The following is a 15,386-nucleotide window of genomic DNA, read 5'->3' as shown; positions in this document are numbered from 1 at the left end:
AAGGCTTATTTCTGGAGAGAGTGATGGGAGAAGAAGTGGAACCAATTTACATTTTTCTTTGTATTAGCAGCATCGTGATGAGTGTTCTATGCATTGTCGCTGCATTTCTGGTTTATCGCATGATTAAGCGGAATATAGAGGACAGATGATGACTTTCCCAGATTGGATCGTTAGCAAAGTAACACACGGTATTTCAACAACCATTTGCCAATCCCTCAACTAGGACATCAGCTTTAGATGAGGTTTCGGGGGAGTTTGATCGCAGGCATACGTCAGACTCATTTTCCCCATCTTCCCCGGCTCCTATCGCCGGGGATTTTTTGTTTTTGGATAAGAGAAAGTAGGGTTCTATTTGGGGTTAATGGCTTTCTGTAGAAGTAGAATTTAATAGGTATTGTGGTTTCAGCTACTATGAGTCAGTTAGCCTTGATATGTCCTATTTCTATAGCTGAATAGAAAGCGTTTGGGGCTTCAGCCACTATAGCCCAATATTTGTCTCCATAAGACCAGTGCCACCACTCAAATGGGTAATTGATAAATCCCGCTTTCTCCATGCACTCGAATAGCACTCTTCTATTTTCAATGACATCAGCTTCAAGTGATCCACAAAATGAATAACACTTCCCTTGTGAGATCGTTGCATCTTCATCATATTGACAGCCAAGGTCAATTTCATTACCTAGACGGTCAACTAAAGACACGTCGACAGCTCCTCCTGTAGGATGACCAGCTACATTCGGTGGAGCTATATATTCCGCAGTGATCTCATGAACTTCTTGAGATGTAAGGTTTATATGTTTTTCTGAGCAAAATAACTGAATTAACCTTCGATTATAAATAAAGCTTTGAAAAGACTTCGGTCTGTATGTTTCCTTTACAGATAAGTAGATGCCCTCAGGTAAGCATAGTGACGCGTCACTTAATCGTTTGACCACGCTTTCTCTAGCTATAAATTGATTTGCGTAACCGAGTTCAACCTCATAATCGAGGACTATTTTTGTTCCTTTGGGATTAATGGGAACGATGGGCTCTTGGTTCTCGATTACGGGCATGTTTTGTACTCGAGGGTCTAATAAACTTATGCTTTTCAATGAAAACTGCCTATGGAAAATGTAGTCTTAGATAGACGATTATTATGTAAATATCTGAGTGTTTGTCTTGTTAAGGTTAGTCTTTTGTCCAAAAACCTAAATGTTGAATCTAACACTAGATCTAACTGTTTTTACGTGCGTAGTTCCGTATAGGAAACTTGATATGAATCTCTACCCGTGGCATTTTCTTTTCCAAATTGACTTTAGTTAAGGCACAGAATGGAAGAGGTGATAGTCGCGTATTTTAGGGCATTAAGCGCGTTCTTCAGATATATGTTTCAGTCGCTAGTGATCGAGTTTATTGGTTACGCTTCTGGATGGATAGTTTGTAAAGTATTCACATTAGGGCGCTTCCCTTCATTGCTTCCAACTGAAAAAGAGCGAACCAGAATCTCTTATATCGGCGCGATTAGCATTGCGCTATTTCTGTTAGCTATTGGTGTGCTCAATAGTTTTTAATGCTCAGAGCCAGTCATAGAAGTGAGTCAGTATGAAATTCTACCTTGCTGAACAATACCAAGCTGCTTGTCATGAAATGTTTGCTCGATATGAGCGTGACATCAAAAAGCTTGTTCCTAATGCGAGAGTCGAGCATGTAGGTGCATCCTCGATTCCATCTGCAGTATCTAAAGGCGACTTGGATATATTCGTTGGTATTGAGCCGAGTGAACTTGAGTACGCCGCTGAGCAACTCACAACACTCGGCTTTAAAGAGAAGCTCGATACCTTAAGAACGCCAGAACTGTGTATGTTGGAGTCCACATCTTCGGATGATGTGGCGTTGCAAGTAGTCGCCAATGGTTCTGAATTTGAATGCTTTCTAACGTTTCGTGACAAGCTACGTGCGGCTCCTGCCTTAGTTGAACAATACAATGCCCTCAAAATGTCTTGTAAAGGTTGGCAGCAAGAAGAGTACCGTGAAAAGAAAGCGACTTTTATCGAGTATGTGTTGGCTTTGAAATAGCACCAGTGCGTCTCACCTCTAATTGTCCAATTGACAGAAATCTTATTAATACAAACTGTTAAGTAAAAAATCATTACCTCCGGAAATTTACTTTCTTAAATTCCCTTCAACCTATCTTATTGCGTTTCATAGTCGAAATTTAAGCAACTAAGCTCACATATATTGCATGGTGTATTAGTTCTGGTATTTGTTTGTGTTATGTTTTTCTCGATTTTATAAAGCGTGCCTTATCTATTGAAAGCAAAGTGTTTTCTTTCGCATTAATTTCAAGATTTGTCTATCAGTACATCAACCTAACGCTATCAAAAATCGATTTCTCGACGTTCATAATCAATATCACTTTAGGAAAGGATATGTCTGAAGTAGTAGAAAATACACCCGAAATTGTGCTCGCATCTCGATGGTCTCGCTTTTGGGCGTTTGTTATCGATGGCCTCATTTATGCGGCTGCTATGATTCCTGTTGCTTTATATACCAATTTGTTCGATCGAGCCGTTTCTAATGGGGCCGTTGAACTACACGAACAAACAATGATGTTTATTTATGGCTGGGTGGTGTTCCTCTTGTGTCATGGCTACTTACTGCAAAAAAAGGGACAAACGCTCGGAAAAAATGTAATGGAAATTGCGATTGTTGATATGGACGGTAAGCAAATAGGACTGTTCAACATAGTGATCAAACGAATCTTACCTATGAGCATCTTTGTTTATATTCCTGTTATTGGTCAGTTTATATCGATTCTTAATTACCTGTTTGTTTTCCGCAAAAATAGACGCTGCTTGCATGATTTAATCGCAGGCACTCAGGTGGTTAGTGTGGCGGTACCTAGAAATCTAGATTTCAGTACTATCGAATAATTTCAAAGTAAGGTTTGTCTCGGTAATTACATGCTCAAATAAACAGCGCCAACGCCAATTGTTGGTGCTGTTTTTACTTTCCCCTTACACTCTTTTCTAATATCGAACCTAGTATCAAATTTCTCTTTGTTATACAGGCAAGTCTCTCATTATGAAGAACTTCTTCGATAGCGAACTCATGCTCTCTAGCTCCTTGAATTTCGTTTTGCTATCACTAGGGCTAACGCTCATCTTACATATTCCAATTTGGTGTGGGTTCAACTTGAGCCGACGCAAATGGAAGCTTATGGATTATTTATGGCCGCTGTTGGCGGGTATCGGCATGCTGGGTGCGGTGTCTGAAATTCGGGCGTCGGTGGCCGGTGATTGGGTCGAGACAGAACAAACCAGAGCAGTCACTATTTTAGAGTCGATTCAGCAGTTCTCTTTGGATAAATTAAGAAGCGACATCTGCACAGGTCAGCCGTCTTTAGACACTCATGGCCAGCACCATGAGGCGTGTTTGTGGTATTTGAATACAGCTATCACATTCAAAGATGTTGATTTCACCTTGCTACCGAACGCCGCTGATTTTACGGTTCCTGCGCCTAGCGTATCGCTGGTGGAAAGTGATGCCGTGTGGGTGAGTGGCATGCTGAGTCAGTATGAGAAGCAGAAGAACCAGTACATCAAAACCAGAGAAGCGCAGGTGAAGCAGCCATTAGAAAGCATCTTCTGGTATGTGAGTCCTTACTTAGTGTGTTTTGCGATTGCGTTGCGTTTGACGAAAGTGACTGCAGAGCTCAAATTAGATAAATGCGCGTAGTTTGGTTTCTCGGTAATTATATAGAAAGGTGAAGTAATGAATGTGAGTGAGTTTTCTCGGTTGGTGGACTTGTCTGCCCATACGCTTCGTTACTATGAAAAAATAGGCTTGTTGAAAAATATTCAACGAAACAGTAGCGGCCATCGAGTCTATACAACGAAGGACGTGACTTGGATTGAGTTTGTTAAGCGCTTAAAAGACACCGCAATGCCACTGGATGAAATTCTGGAATACGCAAAGCTCAGGGAGTTAGGGCCAGAATCTGTTTCGCAGCGTCAAGTGTTGCTTGAACTACATCAACAGAATTTGCGTTCCCATATTGAAGAGCAACAAAAGCATCTGGCTGCGTTAGAGGCAAAAATTAGTTTGTATTGAGATGGAAAAGTCCGTTGACTTAGAGTCGACTCTAACTTGTAAGGTGTTCCTGTAACCCCAAAAAAACAGGAACATTTCCATGAATCAATCACGTTTTGACATTGGCTTAGAAAGACTGAATTACATCGACGGAGAAGCAGGGCAACAGGTTATTGAAAGCCTGAAAGATATCTGCCCTGAACTTGCCAAATATACTATCGAATATCCCTTCGGTGATATCTATTCACGCCCCGGTTTGGATTTGAAATCGCGAGAGATTGCGACCGTGGCAGCCCTAACTGCGCTCGGTAATTGTGCCCCTCAACTTAAGGTGCATTTGAATGCGGCACTCAATGTCGGCTGCAGCGAGGAGGAGATCAAAGAAGTGATATTGCAGATGTCGGTGTATGCGGGATTCCCTTCGGCATTGAATGGCATGTTTGCTTTCAAGGAAGTGCTTGCTGAGAGAAACATAGCCTAAGATAAATAGACAATAAATTCTGAAAAGGGAGCGTCAACTCTACTAAGTTGTGCTCCCTTTTTATTGATTGGCTAAGTTTTAAAAGGTCGTCAATCCGAGAGGTTCGTGGTTCTTTAAGACGATAAAGACAGCGCGAACGATAACAATATAGGCAAAGTGACAACACTCAGGAAGTTGCCGAACAACACCATAGACGCGACCTTAGGTGGCTCGACATTGAACCTTTCTGCGAACAGGTAGTTCATCACGGCGGGTGGCAGCATGGTGAACAGCACCATCATTTGTAGGTGCAGCGTAGGCAGCGGGATAAAGAAGTAGATGATGGTAAAGGCGATGGCGCCAGTAAACAGCGATTGGGCGGTACACAATAAGCCGACCTTTAATCCGCTCAGCCTTAAGTTGACCATTTGCGATCCCAGCGACAACAACATGATAGGCACGGCTGCTTGCCCAAGCAGCGAAGTGGCTTCGTAGATTGGATTCCACACCGCAATGCCAGATAGGTTCAACGTCATCGCTAATGCGGCGGCTAAGAATATCGGCATTTTGAGGATCTGCTTGATCGGATTACCTTCGCTTAGTAGCGCTAAACCGACACTAATGTGCACACACGCCGATACCACAAACAGTAATACCGCAGGGGCTAATGCGCTTTCGCCAAAGGTATAAGTGAACAGGGGAATGGCGAGGTTGCCACTGTTGCGGAACATGTGTGGCGGCGCCCAAGCTTTGAAGTTGAGCTTAAAGATCCTACAGATTGGAATCATCAATAAGGCTGGAACTAACACCGCCACCAAAGAGGCAGAGATCAGTGGCAGTTGTTCGGTGTCGAGGGGCATGGTGGTCAGCGATGCAAACACCAAAGCAGGGATACAAACATCCATGTTGATGCGATTGATTGGCTTGAAATCGGGCTTGAGCCAACGACCGACCGCAAAGCCAGCACTGGCTAAAGCAAAAACGGGAAACAGAATGCTGACGACCTGTTCGAACATAGAATTCCTTTCTAGATTTAGTGCTTCCATTTAGCTGAGAAACGAATGTTTGAGAGATACGCTAAAGTGAAGTATGAAGTCGAAATGTATAAACATTAACCTATCAATATAATGACTTGGCGTCACCGAAGATCGTTGTCTGAAAGCGGTTAATTTATATTTCTTTGAATGAAGCACAAAAAAGACCAGTGGCATCAGCAACTGGTCTTTAAAGGCTAGATAAATCTGGACGGATTTTTAATTAACGACGGCTGTCGCTGTCTAGCGATTGTTACTCGGTTTTAAGTCTAGCTAACGAGCTTTTTGTAATCTTTGAAATTCACGTCGTAGGCTTTTTCGCCGTAGATGTAAGTCTCGCTGACGGTTCTGTCATCACCCAAGCTCATCAATACAAACAGTTTTTCTTCAAGTTTAGTGGCTTGTTCCATTCTAAAGCGCATCAGCTGTGTCGCGTGTAGATCCAACACCACGAAATCCGCTTCTTTGCCGACTTCCAAGTTACCAATCTTGTCTTCTAAATGCAGTGAACGTGCGCCGCCTAGAGTTGCTAAGAACAGCGACTTAGCTGGGTGCAGCTTCTTATGCTGTAACTGCATGATCTTGTACGCTTCACTCATTGTTTGCAGGATTGAGAAGCTGGTGCCTGCGCCTACATCAGTACCCACGCCGACACGAATACCGTGATCTTCCATCTCTGGTAATCGGAACAACCCCGAGCCTAAGAACAGGTTCGAAGTTGGGCAGAAGGCGATTGCCGAATCGGTATCCGCTAGGCGTTTACATTCGCAATCTGATAAGTGAATACCGTGTGCGAATACCGAACGTTTGTGCAGCAGACCATAGTGGTCATACACATCCAAATAGCTGTCGCGCTCTGGGAACAGTTCTAATACCCAATCGATCTCTTTCTTGTTTTCAGAAAGGTGAGTGTGCATGTATACGTCTGGATATTCTTCTAGCAGTTTACCTACTGTTTCGAGTTGTTCTGGTGTACTGGTTGGCGCGAAGCGAGGTGTTACGGCATAGTGCAAACGACCACGCTTGTGCCACTTTTCGATTAACTCTTTTGAGTCTGCATAGCCAGATTCTGGTGTGTCGGTGAGGTAATCAGGCGCGTTGCGATCCATCAGAACCTTACCCGCGATCATACGTAGGTTACGCTTCTCGGCTTCTTCAAAGAATACGTTAACCGACTCTTTGTGTACCGTGCCAAATACGAGTGCAGTGGTGGTGCCGTTACTTGCTAATTCATCTAGGAATAGCTTCGCTACTTTGTGTGCATAGACTGGGTTTTTGAAGCGTTTTTCTTCTGGGAAGGTGTAGTTCTCTAACCAATCAAGAAGCTGCTCACCGTAAGACGCGATCATCCCTGTTTGAGGGTAGTGGATGTGCGTATCAATAAAGCCAGAGGTGATCAGTTTGTCTTTGTATTCTTTTACTTCGAGTGTTTTAGGTTGGCGAGCTAATACCTCGTCGGCATGGCCCAAATCGACGACATGGCCGTTCTCAACCACTAAAACACCGTCTTCAAAATAGTCGTAAGACTCATCGATACCGACGTCTTTTGGGTCGGCTACGCTGTGTAAAATACTGGCGCGATAAGCTTTGCGTTGCGTTGTCATGTTTACTTCCTTTTAATGACTTCAGCGACTTGATGGCCACTGAAGCTTTGCGACTTTTATTAGGCGATCTTCTCTTCCAATGGTGGTTCGCCTACGTCGCTTGGTTGACTGTGTTGATCGGTCAAATCCTGATTTCGATATTGTTTGGTTGGGCGCTTTTGTTCAAGCGCTTGGCCTTGATAGTGTGCGATCAGTTCACCCGCAACCGATACCGCAATTTCAGCCGGATGTTTGCCATTCACAGCGCTAATGCCAATCGGGCAAATCATGGTTTCAATTTGCTCTTGGCTGTAACCACGTTGCTCTAAGCGGAAGTCGAACTTCTTACGCTTAGTGAGCGAACCGATCATGCCGAAGTAACGGCTGTCTTCACGGTCGATAATGGCTTTGGTTAGGTCAAAATCGAGCTGGTGGTTGTGCGTCATCACTAGGTAGTAGCTGTTCGGTGGCATGTGTTTCACTTCACCGACTGGATCGTCTGAGACAAGCTTTTTCACACCGTGTGGCAGCGCTTCAGGGAATACTTCTTCGCGTTCATCAATCCAGGTCACGCGGAAGGGCAGGGTTGCGACAATGTGTAGTAGCGCTTTGGCAACGTGGCCTGCGCCGAACAACACAAGGTGGTTCTGCTGAGTGCCAATCGGTTCAAAGCTTAACGTTGCCATTCCGCCACAACATTGGCCTAAACGAGCGCCTAGGTTGAAGCGTTCTACTTTGAGTGATTTCTCGCTGGCAATCAGCATTTCACGCGCCATTTTGGTGGCCACATGTTCAAGATGACCACCACCAATCGTAGCGATGATTCGGTCACGAGTGACAAGCATCTTGGTACCCGCATCACGCGGCACTGAGCCTCTGTCTTCAAGCACTGTCACCATCACACATGGTTCGTAGTTCTCTTCCAGTTTTGCCAGTTCGTGAATCCAATTATCCTTAAACATACGTCCTCCTAAATCCCTTCTGTGCTTTCCTAGCTGCCTATTGGTGTCTTAGATACCTATCAGCCCTAAGCCGTTTCTGATTGAACATCGACCGAAGTCGGAGCCGTTTCAGTGACTTTCTGAATCGCCATCAGGATACGTTCTGGCGTTGCAGGTGTGTTGAGCTTAGGAATCGCACCATCGACAGCGACATAGCTAATCGCATCTTTCAGTGCGCTCCATACCGACATACCCAACATGAAAGGGGGCTCACCCACGGCTTTCGAGTTGAAGACGGTGTCTTCTGGGTTGCTGCGGTTTTCCAAAAGGTGCGTTCTGAAATCAATCGGCATATCAGCAATCGCAGGAATCTTGTAACTCGCCGGGCCGTTGGTCATCAAGCGGCCTTGTTGGTTCCAAACCAACTCCTCCGTTGTTAACCAACCGACACCTTGCACAAAGCCACCTTCAACTTGGCCGATATCAATTGCAGGGTTCAATGAAGCGCCCACGTCATGCAGAATATCGACACGCAGAATTTTGTTTTCGCCAGTTAGAGTATCGATGATGACTTCTGAACAAGATGCGCCATACGCGTAGTAGTAGAACGGGCGGCCGCGAGCTTTCTCGTGATCGTAATAGATCTTTGGAGTGCGGTAGAAGCCAGTGCTCGATAGCGAGGTTTGGTTAAACCAAGCCAGTTCAACAAATGAGTTGAAGGTCATGATCTCATTGCGGATCTGCACCATGCCGTTCTTAAACACCACTTCTTCAGGCCACACTTTGAAGTGCGAAGAAGCGAAGTCGATCAGGCGCTGCTTAATGGTTATTGCGGCGTTTTGCGCGGCCTTACCGTTGAGGTCGGCGCCCGATGAGGCTGCGGTTGGTGATGTGTTCGGAACTTTGTCTGTGTTTGTAGCGGTGATCTGGATACGTTCGACATCGACTTGGAACTCCTGTGCAACGATTTGTGCAACTTTGATGTTCAAGCCTTGCCCCATTTCCGTCCCACCGTGATTCAAATGAATACTGCCATCGGTGTAGATATGGATGAGCGCACCTGCTTGGTTCAAGAAAGTCGCAGTAAACGAGATGCCGAATTTCACTGGTGTGATTGCTAGGCCCTTCTTCAAGATAGGGCTTTGCTTGTTGAACTCAGCAATGTCTTTACGACGTGCGTGATAGTCACTGCTGCGCTCAAGCTGTTCGGTTATCTCAGGTAAAAAGTTGTCTTCAACGGTTTGGTAGTAATGGGTCACGTTACGACCTTCTTCGCCGTAGTAATTCGCCTTACGTACTTCCAAAGGATCTTTTTTCAGGTAACGCGCAATCTCGTCCATGATGTGTTCGATGGTCATCATGCCTTGCGGGCCACCAAAGCCACGATAAGCGGTGTTCGATGCTGTATTGGTTTTGCATCGGTGGCCGACCACAGTTGCATCACCTAGGTAATAAGCGTTGTCTGAGTGGAACATCGCGCGGTCGACGATAGAACTTGATAAGTCTGGCGAGTAGCCACAGTTGCCAGCAACGGTAATGTCGGCACCTTGAATCACACCATTGTCGTCAAAACCGACTGTGTATTGATTGTAGAACGGGTGGCGTTTACCGGTTTGCTGCATGTCTTCATTACGCAGCAGGCGCATTTTGGTCGGTCGGCCTGTAAGGTGGGCAATAACCGCTGCCATACAGGCTGGAGAGGCCGCTTGAGTCTCTTTACCACCGAAACCACCACCCATACGACGCATATCAATCACGACTTTGTGCATCGGCACGCCAATCACTTCCGCAACCAGTTTTTGAACTTCGGTTGGGTTTTGTGTAGAGGTGTAGACGATCATGCCGCCATCTTCGGTTGGCATTACGCTACTGATTTGAGTTTCTAGGTAGAAGTGTTCTTGACCGCCGATCTCTAGGTCACCAGAGATCACGTGTTTTGCTTTTGCCAGTGCGGCTTTCGAGTCACCACGCTGTTGAGTGTGGCTCTCTGTCACGAAGTGCTCTTTTGCTAGCGCTTCTTTGACATCAAGAATGGCAGGTAGCTCTTCGTATTCAATAATCGCTGCGTGTGCGGCTTTGCGTGCGGTTTCTAGATCGTTGGCTGCTACCGCAATCACAGGTTGGCCGTAGTATTCTACTTTGCCGTCGGCAAGCAGTGGGTCACCTGGTAGGATGGCACCAATATCCAGTTCACCTGGTACGTCTTTGGCTTGAATGGCAATCGCCACGCCTTCGAATTCGTAACACGGTGATAAATCTATCTTGGTGATGTTAGCGTGCGCTTGAGTACTCAGGCGTGCGTACACGTGCAGTTGATTGGGAAACTCTAGGCGGTCATCAATGTATACCGCTTCGCCCGTTACTTGTTTGGCTGCACTGTCGTGTTTAACGCTTTTACCTACGCCAGTTTTTAGGTCTTGTTTTGCAATGGTAACCATCTCTTCGTGGGTCATCGCATGCTCGTGTGATTTAGACATAAGACGTTACCCTTGTTTCGATTTGGTTGTTTTTATTCTGTTGTTCAATGAAGTAGCGACGCAGCATGTTAGCCGCCGACAATGAACGGTATTCTTGGCTTGCACGGAAATCAGATAGCGGTTCAAAGTCGTTATACAGTTCTTGCATCGCTAACTTAATATTAGCGTCTGTCCATGGTTTGCCTAATAACGTATTTTCACAACGCGCCGCGCGCTTAGGCGTTGCAGCCATACCACCAAAGGCGATACGAGCGTAAGAAACCTTGCCATCTTCAATTTGAATATCGAACGCACCACATACCGCAGAGATGTCATCGTCTAAACGTTTAGACAGTTTGTAAGCTCGGAAGCTGTCGTTAGTTGGCTTGGGAATGATGATCTGTTCAATGAACTCACTCTCTTTCTGCGCCGTCACCTTGTAGCTGATGAAGTAATCTTCAATCGGCATGGTGCGTGACTCATCACCGCAACGAAGTTTGATCTTCGCGTTAAGGGCAATCAGCAGAGGAGGGGTGTCACCGATAGGTGAAGCATTGGCAACATTACCGCCAATGGTGCCTTGGTTACGTACTTGCAGGGAAGCAAAGCGGTGCAGTAGCTCACCAAAATCTGGGTAGTGCTTTTTCAGTAGTGCGTAAGAATCGCTGATAGGCAGGTTGGCACCAATGATTAAATCGGTGTCGGTCTCTTCGCATACCTTCATGTCTTCAACAAGGTTTACGCTGATCAGTGTTTCAATCTCGCGATGGAATTGTGTCACTTCCAGTGCTAAATCCGTGCCGCCAGCAACCAGCTTAGCGTTCGGGTGTGCTTGAAAAAGCTTGGCCAGCTCATCGGTGCTTTTCGGGGAAAAAGCGGTGAGGTGACCAAGGCGTAAGTCGGCCTCGGTGTCTTGAATATCTTCTAGCTTTTTGATGGTGTTGCGTTCAAGTTCAGCGAATTGGTCGATCAAAGGTTGGTCTGTTGAAAGCGACATTGCAGCATCAACAATTGGTCGGTAGCCCGTACAACGACATAAGTTACCTGCCAGCGATTCCATGACATCTTCTTTGCTCGCATCGGGTTTGTTTTTGCCTAGCGCAAACATCGACATGATGAAGCCCGGCGTGCAGTAACCACATTGTGAACCGTGAAAATCAACCACCGCTTTCTGTACAGGGTGCAGTGACTTATCTCGGTTTTGTAGATCCTCTACTGTGATTAGCTGTTTACCGTGCAGCGCTGAAACGAACGTAAGGCAAGAGTTCACCGAGCGATATTGCAGCTGTCCACCCACCACTTCACCTAAAACGACGGTACATGCGCCACAGTCACCAGACCCACAACCTTCTTTGGTACCTGTTTTATTAACCTTGGTACGAAGGTAGTTGAGCACTGTCATATTCGGCGACAGATTGTCTTCACGTCTTATTTCCTGATTGAGCAAAAAAGTAATCAAGAGACCTCCTTGTAAATCGACATTTTTCCATGTGTATTCTTTTTGACTTCTAGGTCAATAATTATCCATCCTGACCCTGTGGTCAACTATTTATTTACAAAAATGCAACAACATTGCGATTTGGTAGATTGTATACAATTTAATTTTATCTTTAGTTGCTTGTTTTATTAGAATTTAAATTGGAAGTGATGAGTTTTGTGGTGTGAATTAATTAATAACTATGTATACAAAATAAAGACAAGAATTTTGGCATTTGGGAGCAAATGCTATAGAGGATAAGAGCACTATTCTGCTCAGAATTAAGAGTGTTTTGAGGTGAAATGCGCCGATCTTCGCGTCTATCATTATAGGGAGGGCATAAAAAAGAGAAGTAAGCGCAGAGGCTTACTTCTCTCCTGTTTTGTTAACAAAAAGCTGTTAACCAAAACTTGTTAACAGAAAGTTGTTAGAGCTGGATTGGAATGGTCAACTCGTTATGACTTGTTCTTAAGCAGATCCGAGAACACGACATGCAGGTCGCTTGATGCGGTGCTGCTGTCTAGGTTGAGCTTAGAACGAATGTGGCTCAAGTGTTCTTTCATCAACTCGACGGCTTGCTCTTCATCGCCAGACTCAATCGCATCAAGTAACCCTTCGTGTTCATCCAAAGAACAGTTCGAGTGATTACCTGTTTCGTATTGAGCGATCAGCAGTGAGGTTTGCGACACTAGGCTGCGCTGGAAGGCAAGCAGTGGTGCGTTTTCTGCCATCTCTGCCAGTTTGATGTGGAACTCACCAGACAAACGTAATCCTGAGCCGTAGTCACCTTGGTCAAAGGCGCAGTTCTCTTTCGCTACCAATTTTCTGCACTCTTCGATTTGAGCTTTGGTTGCGTTTTTCACTGCAAGCTCTGTGATAGCAAGCTCCATCACTTCACGCGCTTTAAATATCTGTTTGGCTTCGTCTACCGTTGGCGCAGCAATCATGGCACCTCGGTTTGGACGGATCACCACAACTTGCTCTAATGAGAGACGCAACAAGGCACGGCGAATGATAGTGCGGCTAACACCAAAGATCTCTGCTAGTGCTTCTTCGCTTAATTTGGTGGCTGGTGGCAGCCTTTGTTCTAGTATCGCGTCGAAGATATGGCAGTAAACAACATCGTCTTGAGTCTGGCCTGTTACTTTTGTTTTTACACCTTTGGAGACAGAGTTTTTGAGAGCTGTCATAGAGATAAGGGCCCTTGTTTAGTCGAGTTGGGTTGGTCGAGAATAATTCATGAGTGTTACTCTATATTGTATACATTTATCTATACAATGCCACCGGATGAAAGTGCGATGCACGCTTATTTGTTAATGACTTATAACATTTAGTTTGCAGTGAACTGTGTGCAATCTATAGCTTTAAGCCATTCTTCTTGAACTAGACGCGATTATCGCCACAGCTGTAGGCGACGATCTGGCTTATTTCGCTCAGGGTACGACCTGATTGCTGCTGCCACTCGTTGAAAGCCTTACTTGCCGCAACTTGTGCTCGTTTGGTGTTACGACCGCTATCAACCACATCGGTACTGCGCAGGTGCGCTTCCACGTCAGAAGATAAGATGAATGTGTCTTTGCCCATCTGGCGCAAGGTGTAAGCACCGGTGTTACCACCTAATCGCTTGCCGTGTTTCTTCAGGTAATCCCAAAGTTCTGTAATGCGTTCTGATGGCCAGTCGGCAACCATTTGTGAGAAGGAATCCGCTTCACGTTTGGCATTGTGGATCATCATTGCATTAGCTGGGATGGTCATCACCTTGGTGAGGTGGCGAATAATACGTGGATCTTGCGCTTTCTGCTCCCACATCTCATTCGGCAGCATCAGCATCTTTTCGATGTCGAACTCAAAGAACACCTCTTCAAATTGCGGCCATTTCTTCCTCACCACATTCCACGAAATACCACACTGGAATACCTTCTCGGTAAAGGCTGCAAGCCAACGGTCGTCGGTGATTTGTGATAACTCGGCTTGTGAAAGAGGCGCACGAACAATTTTTTCGAGCTCTGCTGCTCCACCTTTACGGTGAGCGGCACGTTGATAAATGGTGTCGAATTTTTCTTGGGTCATTGAAGGTTCCAAATTACATCTGTGTAGCCAATGTTTAATGATATGGGGTCAAATCTGTCAATTAAAATCATTCTGTTAATGAAAACGATCAAGCCGAGTAAAACAAACTAGCTGAGCTTTAATTCCATTTGATATAGAGGCCAGGTGTGGCCATTGAATTCTTTGAACTTTGGTTCTTTGTCGACTACTTGAAAGCCCGCTTTGTCGTAGCAACGTTTTGCACCGATATTCTGTTGAAAGACCGCCAAGCTGATGGTGGTGACATCAGGGATTTGTTTCGCCGCTTCTAATGCACTTTCTATCATGGATTGCCCAAGCCCTTTGCCTCGTTGGTTTGGGTGAATTGCAACTCGGCAAAAGCGAAGTTCGTTGTCCGACATACGTTGAAACTCCATAAAACCGATCAAATCATTGGTATTCGAGTTAGTGTTAGGCGTGGAGAATGTGTAAAGCTCGACGTGGGGCTCTTGAGAACGTTCGATGATCGAAGCCGCTTTCAAAGGCCAACCAAAGGTTCGCCCTCCCCACAGTACGTAGTCTTCTAGGGATGTGAACCAAGTGACGATCTCGTCGGCATCGGATGCTTTAAAGCGCTTTATTTCCATATCCTGTCTCTTCCTTATCGTGTGTCTCTTTTTCTAAGCCGCTAAACTTCCGTGCCCAACTGCTCAAGAAAGCCACGCATGTAATCGGTGCGCTTATTGGCTTCTAACTGGGCTGATTCTGTATTCATGGTTTCTGCGAGCTTAAACAGCTTCACATAGAAGTGGTCGACGCTGTAATGCTTGTCATCTAAGTCACGATGTTCAGCGAATGGGTCTTCGTGGTTATAGAGTTCTGCGTTAAAACTCTGCCCCACATACAGGCAGCGAGCAATACCAATAGCCCCCAGAGAATCAAGGCGATCCGCATCTTGGACTATCTGAGCTTCTATGGTTTCAGGTGTGATGTTAGCGCTGTAGCTGTGTGTGACAATGGCATGATGGATCTCATCAAGATAAGACGAGGGATAGTCGATAGATTTGAGGAAAGAGATCGCTTTGTCTGCTGCCATTTGCGAGCTTTGGGCTCTGTCTGGGTGGTTCTTAGGAAAGGTGAAGCAATCGTGAAGGTAAGCGGCGGGTAAAACGACTCCAAGCTTAGCTTGTTCTTGAGCACACAAAGCCTTCGCGGTTTTAACGACGCGCTTAATATGGCTAATGTCGTGCGCTGCATCTTGTGTCATTTCTCGCTGTGCAAAATCAAGCAGTTGGTCTTCAAACTTTTCCTTCACGCGTCTCTTTCTCCATAGGTA

The 15,386-nt window shown here is 45.5% G+C and carries 16 protein-coding genes; 6 read left to right on the top strand and 10 right to left on the bottom strand.

All coding sequences use genetic code 11. From position 1 onward, the window contains the following. Window positions 1-416: 416 nt before the first annotated feature. Window positions 417-1,052 (bottom strand): M15 family metallopeptidase, encoded by a 636-nt coding sequence (locus L1D37_RS20265; protein ID WP_239848964.1) that lies wholly within the window; start codon window positions 1,050-1,052, stop codon window positions 417-419. Window positions 1,053-1,310: 258 nt separating this feature from the next. Here L1D37_RS20265 and L1D37_RS20260 point away from each other — a divergent pair, with 258 nt between their 5' ends. The 6 genes from L1D37_RS20260 to L1D37_RS20235 all read left to right on the top strand — a co-directional run bounded on the left by L1D37_RS20260 (window position 1,311) and on the right by L1D37_RS20235 (window position 4,552). Then, window positions 1,311-1,550: a hypothetical protein gene (locus L1D37_RS20260; protein WP_239848963.1), complete on the top strand. Its 240-nt coding sequence runs from the start codon at window positions 1,311-1,313 to the stop codon at window positions 1,548-1,550. Window positions 1,551-1,581: 31 nt separating this feature from the next. Beyond that, on the top strand, window positions 1,582-2,055 hold the full coding sequence (locus L1D37_RS20255; RefSeq protein WP_239848962.1) for a GrpB family protein: 474 nt from the start codon (window positions 1,582-1,584) through the stop codon (window positions 2,053-2,055). 353 nt (window positions 2,056-2,408) lie between these two features. Next, on the top strand, window positions 2,409-2,912 hold the full coding sequence (locus L1D37_RS20250) for an RDD family protein (protein WP_239848961.1): 504 nt from the start codon (window positions 2,409-2,411) through the stop codon (window positions 2,910-2,912). 286 nt (window positions 2,913-3,198) lie between these two features. Next, the gene (locus L1D37_RS20245) at window positions 3,199-3,717 is read left to right on the top strand and encodes a hypothetical protein (protein WP_239848960.1); all 519 of its coding nucleotides are present in this window, start codon (window positions 3,199-3,201) and stop codon (window positions 3,715-3,717) included. A gap of 36 nt (window positions 3,718-3,753) precedes the next feature. Further along, window positions 3,754-4,092 carry a MerR family transcriptional regulator gene (locus L1D37_RS20240; RefSeq protein ID WP_239848959.1) on the top strand — a complete coding sequence of 113 codons (339 nt, stop codon included), beginning with the start codon at window positions 3,754-3,756 and terminating at the stop codon, window positions 4,090-4,092. Between the two features lie 79 nt (window positions 4,093-4,171). After that, window positions 4,172-4,552, top strand: a complete 381-nt coding sequence (locus tag L1D37_RS20235) for a carboxymuconolactone decarboxylase family protein (RefSeq protein ID WP_239848958.1) — start codon at window positions 4,172-4,174, stop codon at window positions 4,550-4,552. 113 nt (window positions 4,553-4,665) lie between these two features. Here L1D37_RS20235 and L1D37_RS20230 read toward each other — a convergent pair whose 3' ends face one another. The 9 genes from L1D37_RS20230 to L1D37_RS20190 form a co-directional block, all read right to left on the bottom strand. Then, complete coding sequence (locus tag L1D37_RS20230; RefSeq protein WP_239848957.1) at window positions 4,666-5,547, bottom strand: AEC family transporter; 882 nt, start codon at window positions 5,545-5,547, stop codon at window positions 4,666-4,668. A gap of 287 nt (window positions 5,548-5,834) precedes the next feature. Then, a complete protein-coding gene (guaD, locus tag L1D37_RS20225; RefSeq protein WP_048658956.1) occupies window positions 5,835-7,169 on the bottom strand; it encodes a guanine deaminase in 1,335 nt (444 codons plus the stop codon). A 59-nt stretch (window positions 7,170-7,228) separates the two neighbouring features. Then, entirely contained in the window at window positions 7,229-8,110 is an 882-nt protein-coding gene (xdhC, locus tag L1D37_RS20220) for a xanthine dehydrogenase accessory protein XdhC (RefSeq protein ID WP_108194364.1), read from the bottom strand. A 65-nt stretch (window positions 8,111-8,175) separates the two neighbouring features. Further along, window positions 8,176-10,566, bottom strand: coding sequence for a xanthine dehydrogenase molybdopterin binding subunit (gene xdhB, locus L1D37_RS20215; protein ID WP_239848956.1), 2,391 nt, complete (start codon window positions 10,564-10,566; stop codon window positions 8,176-8,178). Further along, the gene (gene xdhA, locus L1D37_RS20210) at window positions 10,559-12,004 is read right to left on the bottom strand and encodes a xanthine dehydrogenase small subunit (RefSeq protein WP_275665545.1); all 1,446 of its coding nucleotides are present in this window, start codon (window positions 12,002-12,004) and stop codon (window positions 10,559-10,561) included. Before xdhA ends, xdhB begins: the two co-directional genes overlap by 8 nt. Before the next feature lie 473 nt (window positions 12,005-12,477). Then, window positions 12,478-13,212: a GntR family transcriptional regulator gene (locus tag L1D37_RS20205; protein WP_017630710.1), complete on the bottom strand. Its 735-nt coding sequence runs from the start codon at window positions 13,210-13,212 to the stop codon at window positions 12,478-12,480. A 193-nt stretch (window positions 13,213-13,405) separates the two neighbouring features. Further along, entirely contained in the window at window positions 13,406-14,092 is a 687-nt protein-coding gene (locus L1D37_RS20200; protein WP_008221039.1) for a DNA-3-methyladenine glycosylase I, read from the bottom strand. Window positions 14,093-14,199: 107 nt separating this feature from the next. Further along, window positions 14,200-14,697 carry an N-acetyltransferase gene (locus tag L1D37_RS20195; RefSeq protein WP_239848955.1) on the bottom strand — a complete coding sequence of 166 codons (498 nt, stop codon included), beginning with the start codon at window positions 14,695-14,697 and terminating at the stop codon, window positions 14,200-14,202. 41 nt (window positions 14,698-14,738) lie between these two features. Then, a complete protein-coding gene (locus L1D37_RS20190) occupies window positions 14,739-15,365 on the bottom strand; it encodes an HD domain-containing protein (protein WP_239848954.1) in 627 nt (208 codons plus the stop codon). Window positions 15,366-15,386 lie beyond the last annotated feature (21 nt).

Source organism: Vibrio sp. Isolate33 (assembly GCF_022397895.1).
GTDB lineage: Bacteria > Pseudomonadota > Gammaproteobacteria > Enterobacterales > Vibrionaceae > Vibrio > Vibrio pomeroyi.
Note: the sequence above shows the minus strand (reverse complement) of the source record. Positions and strands in the feature narration are given on the sequence as shown.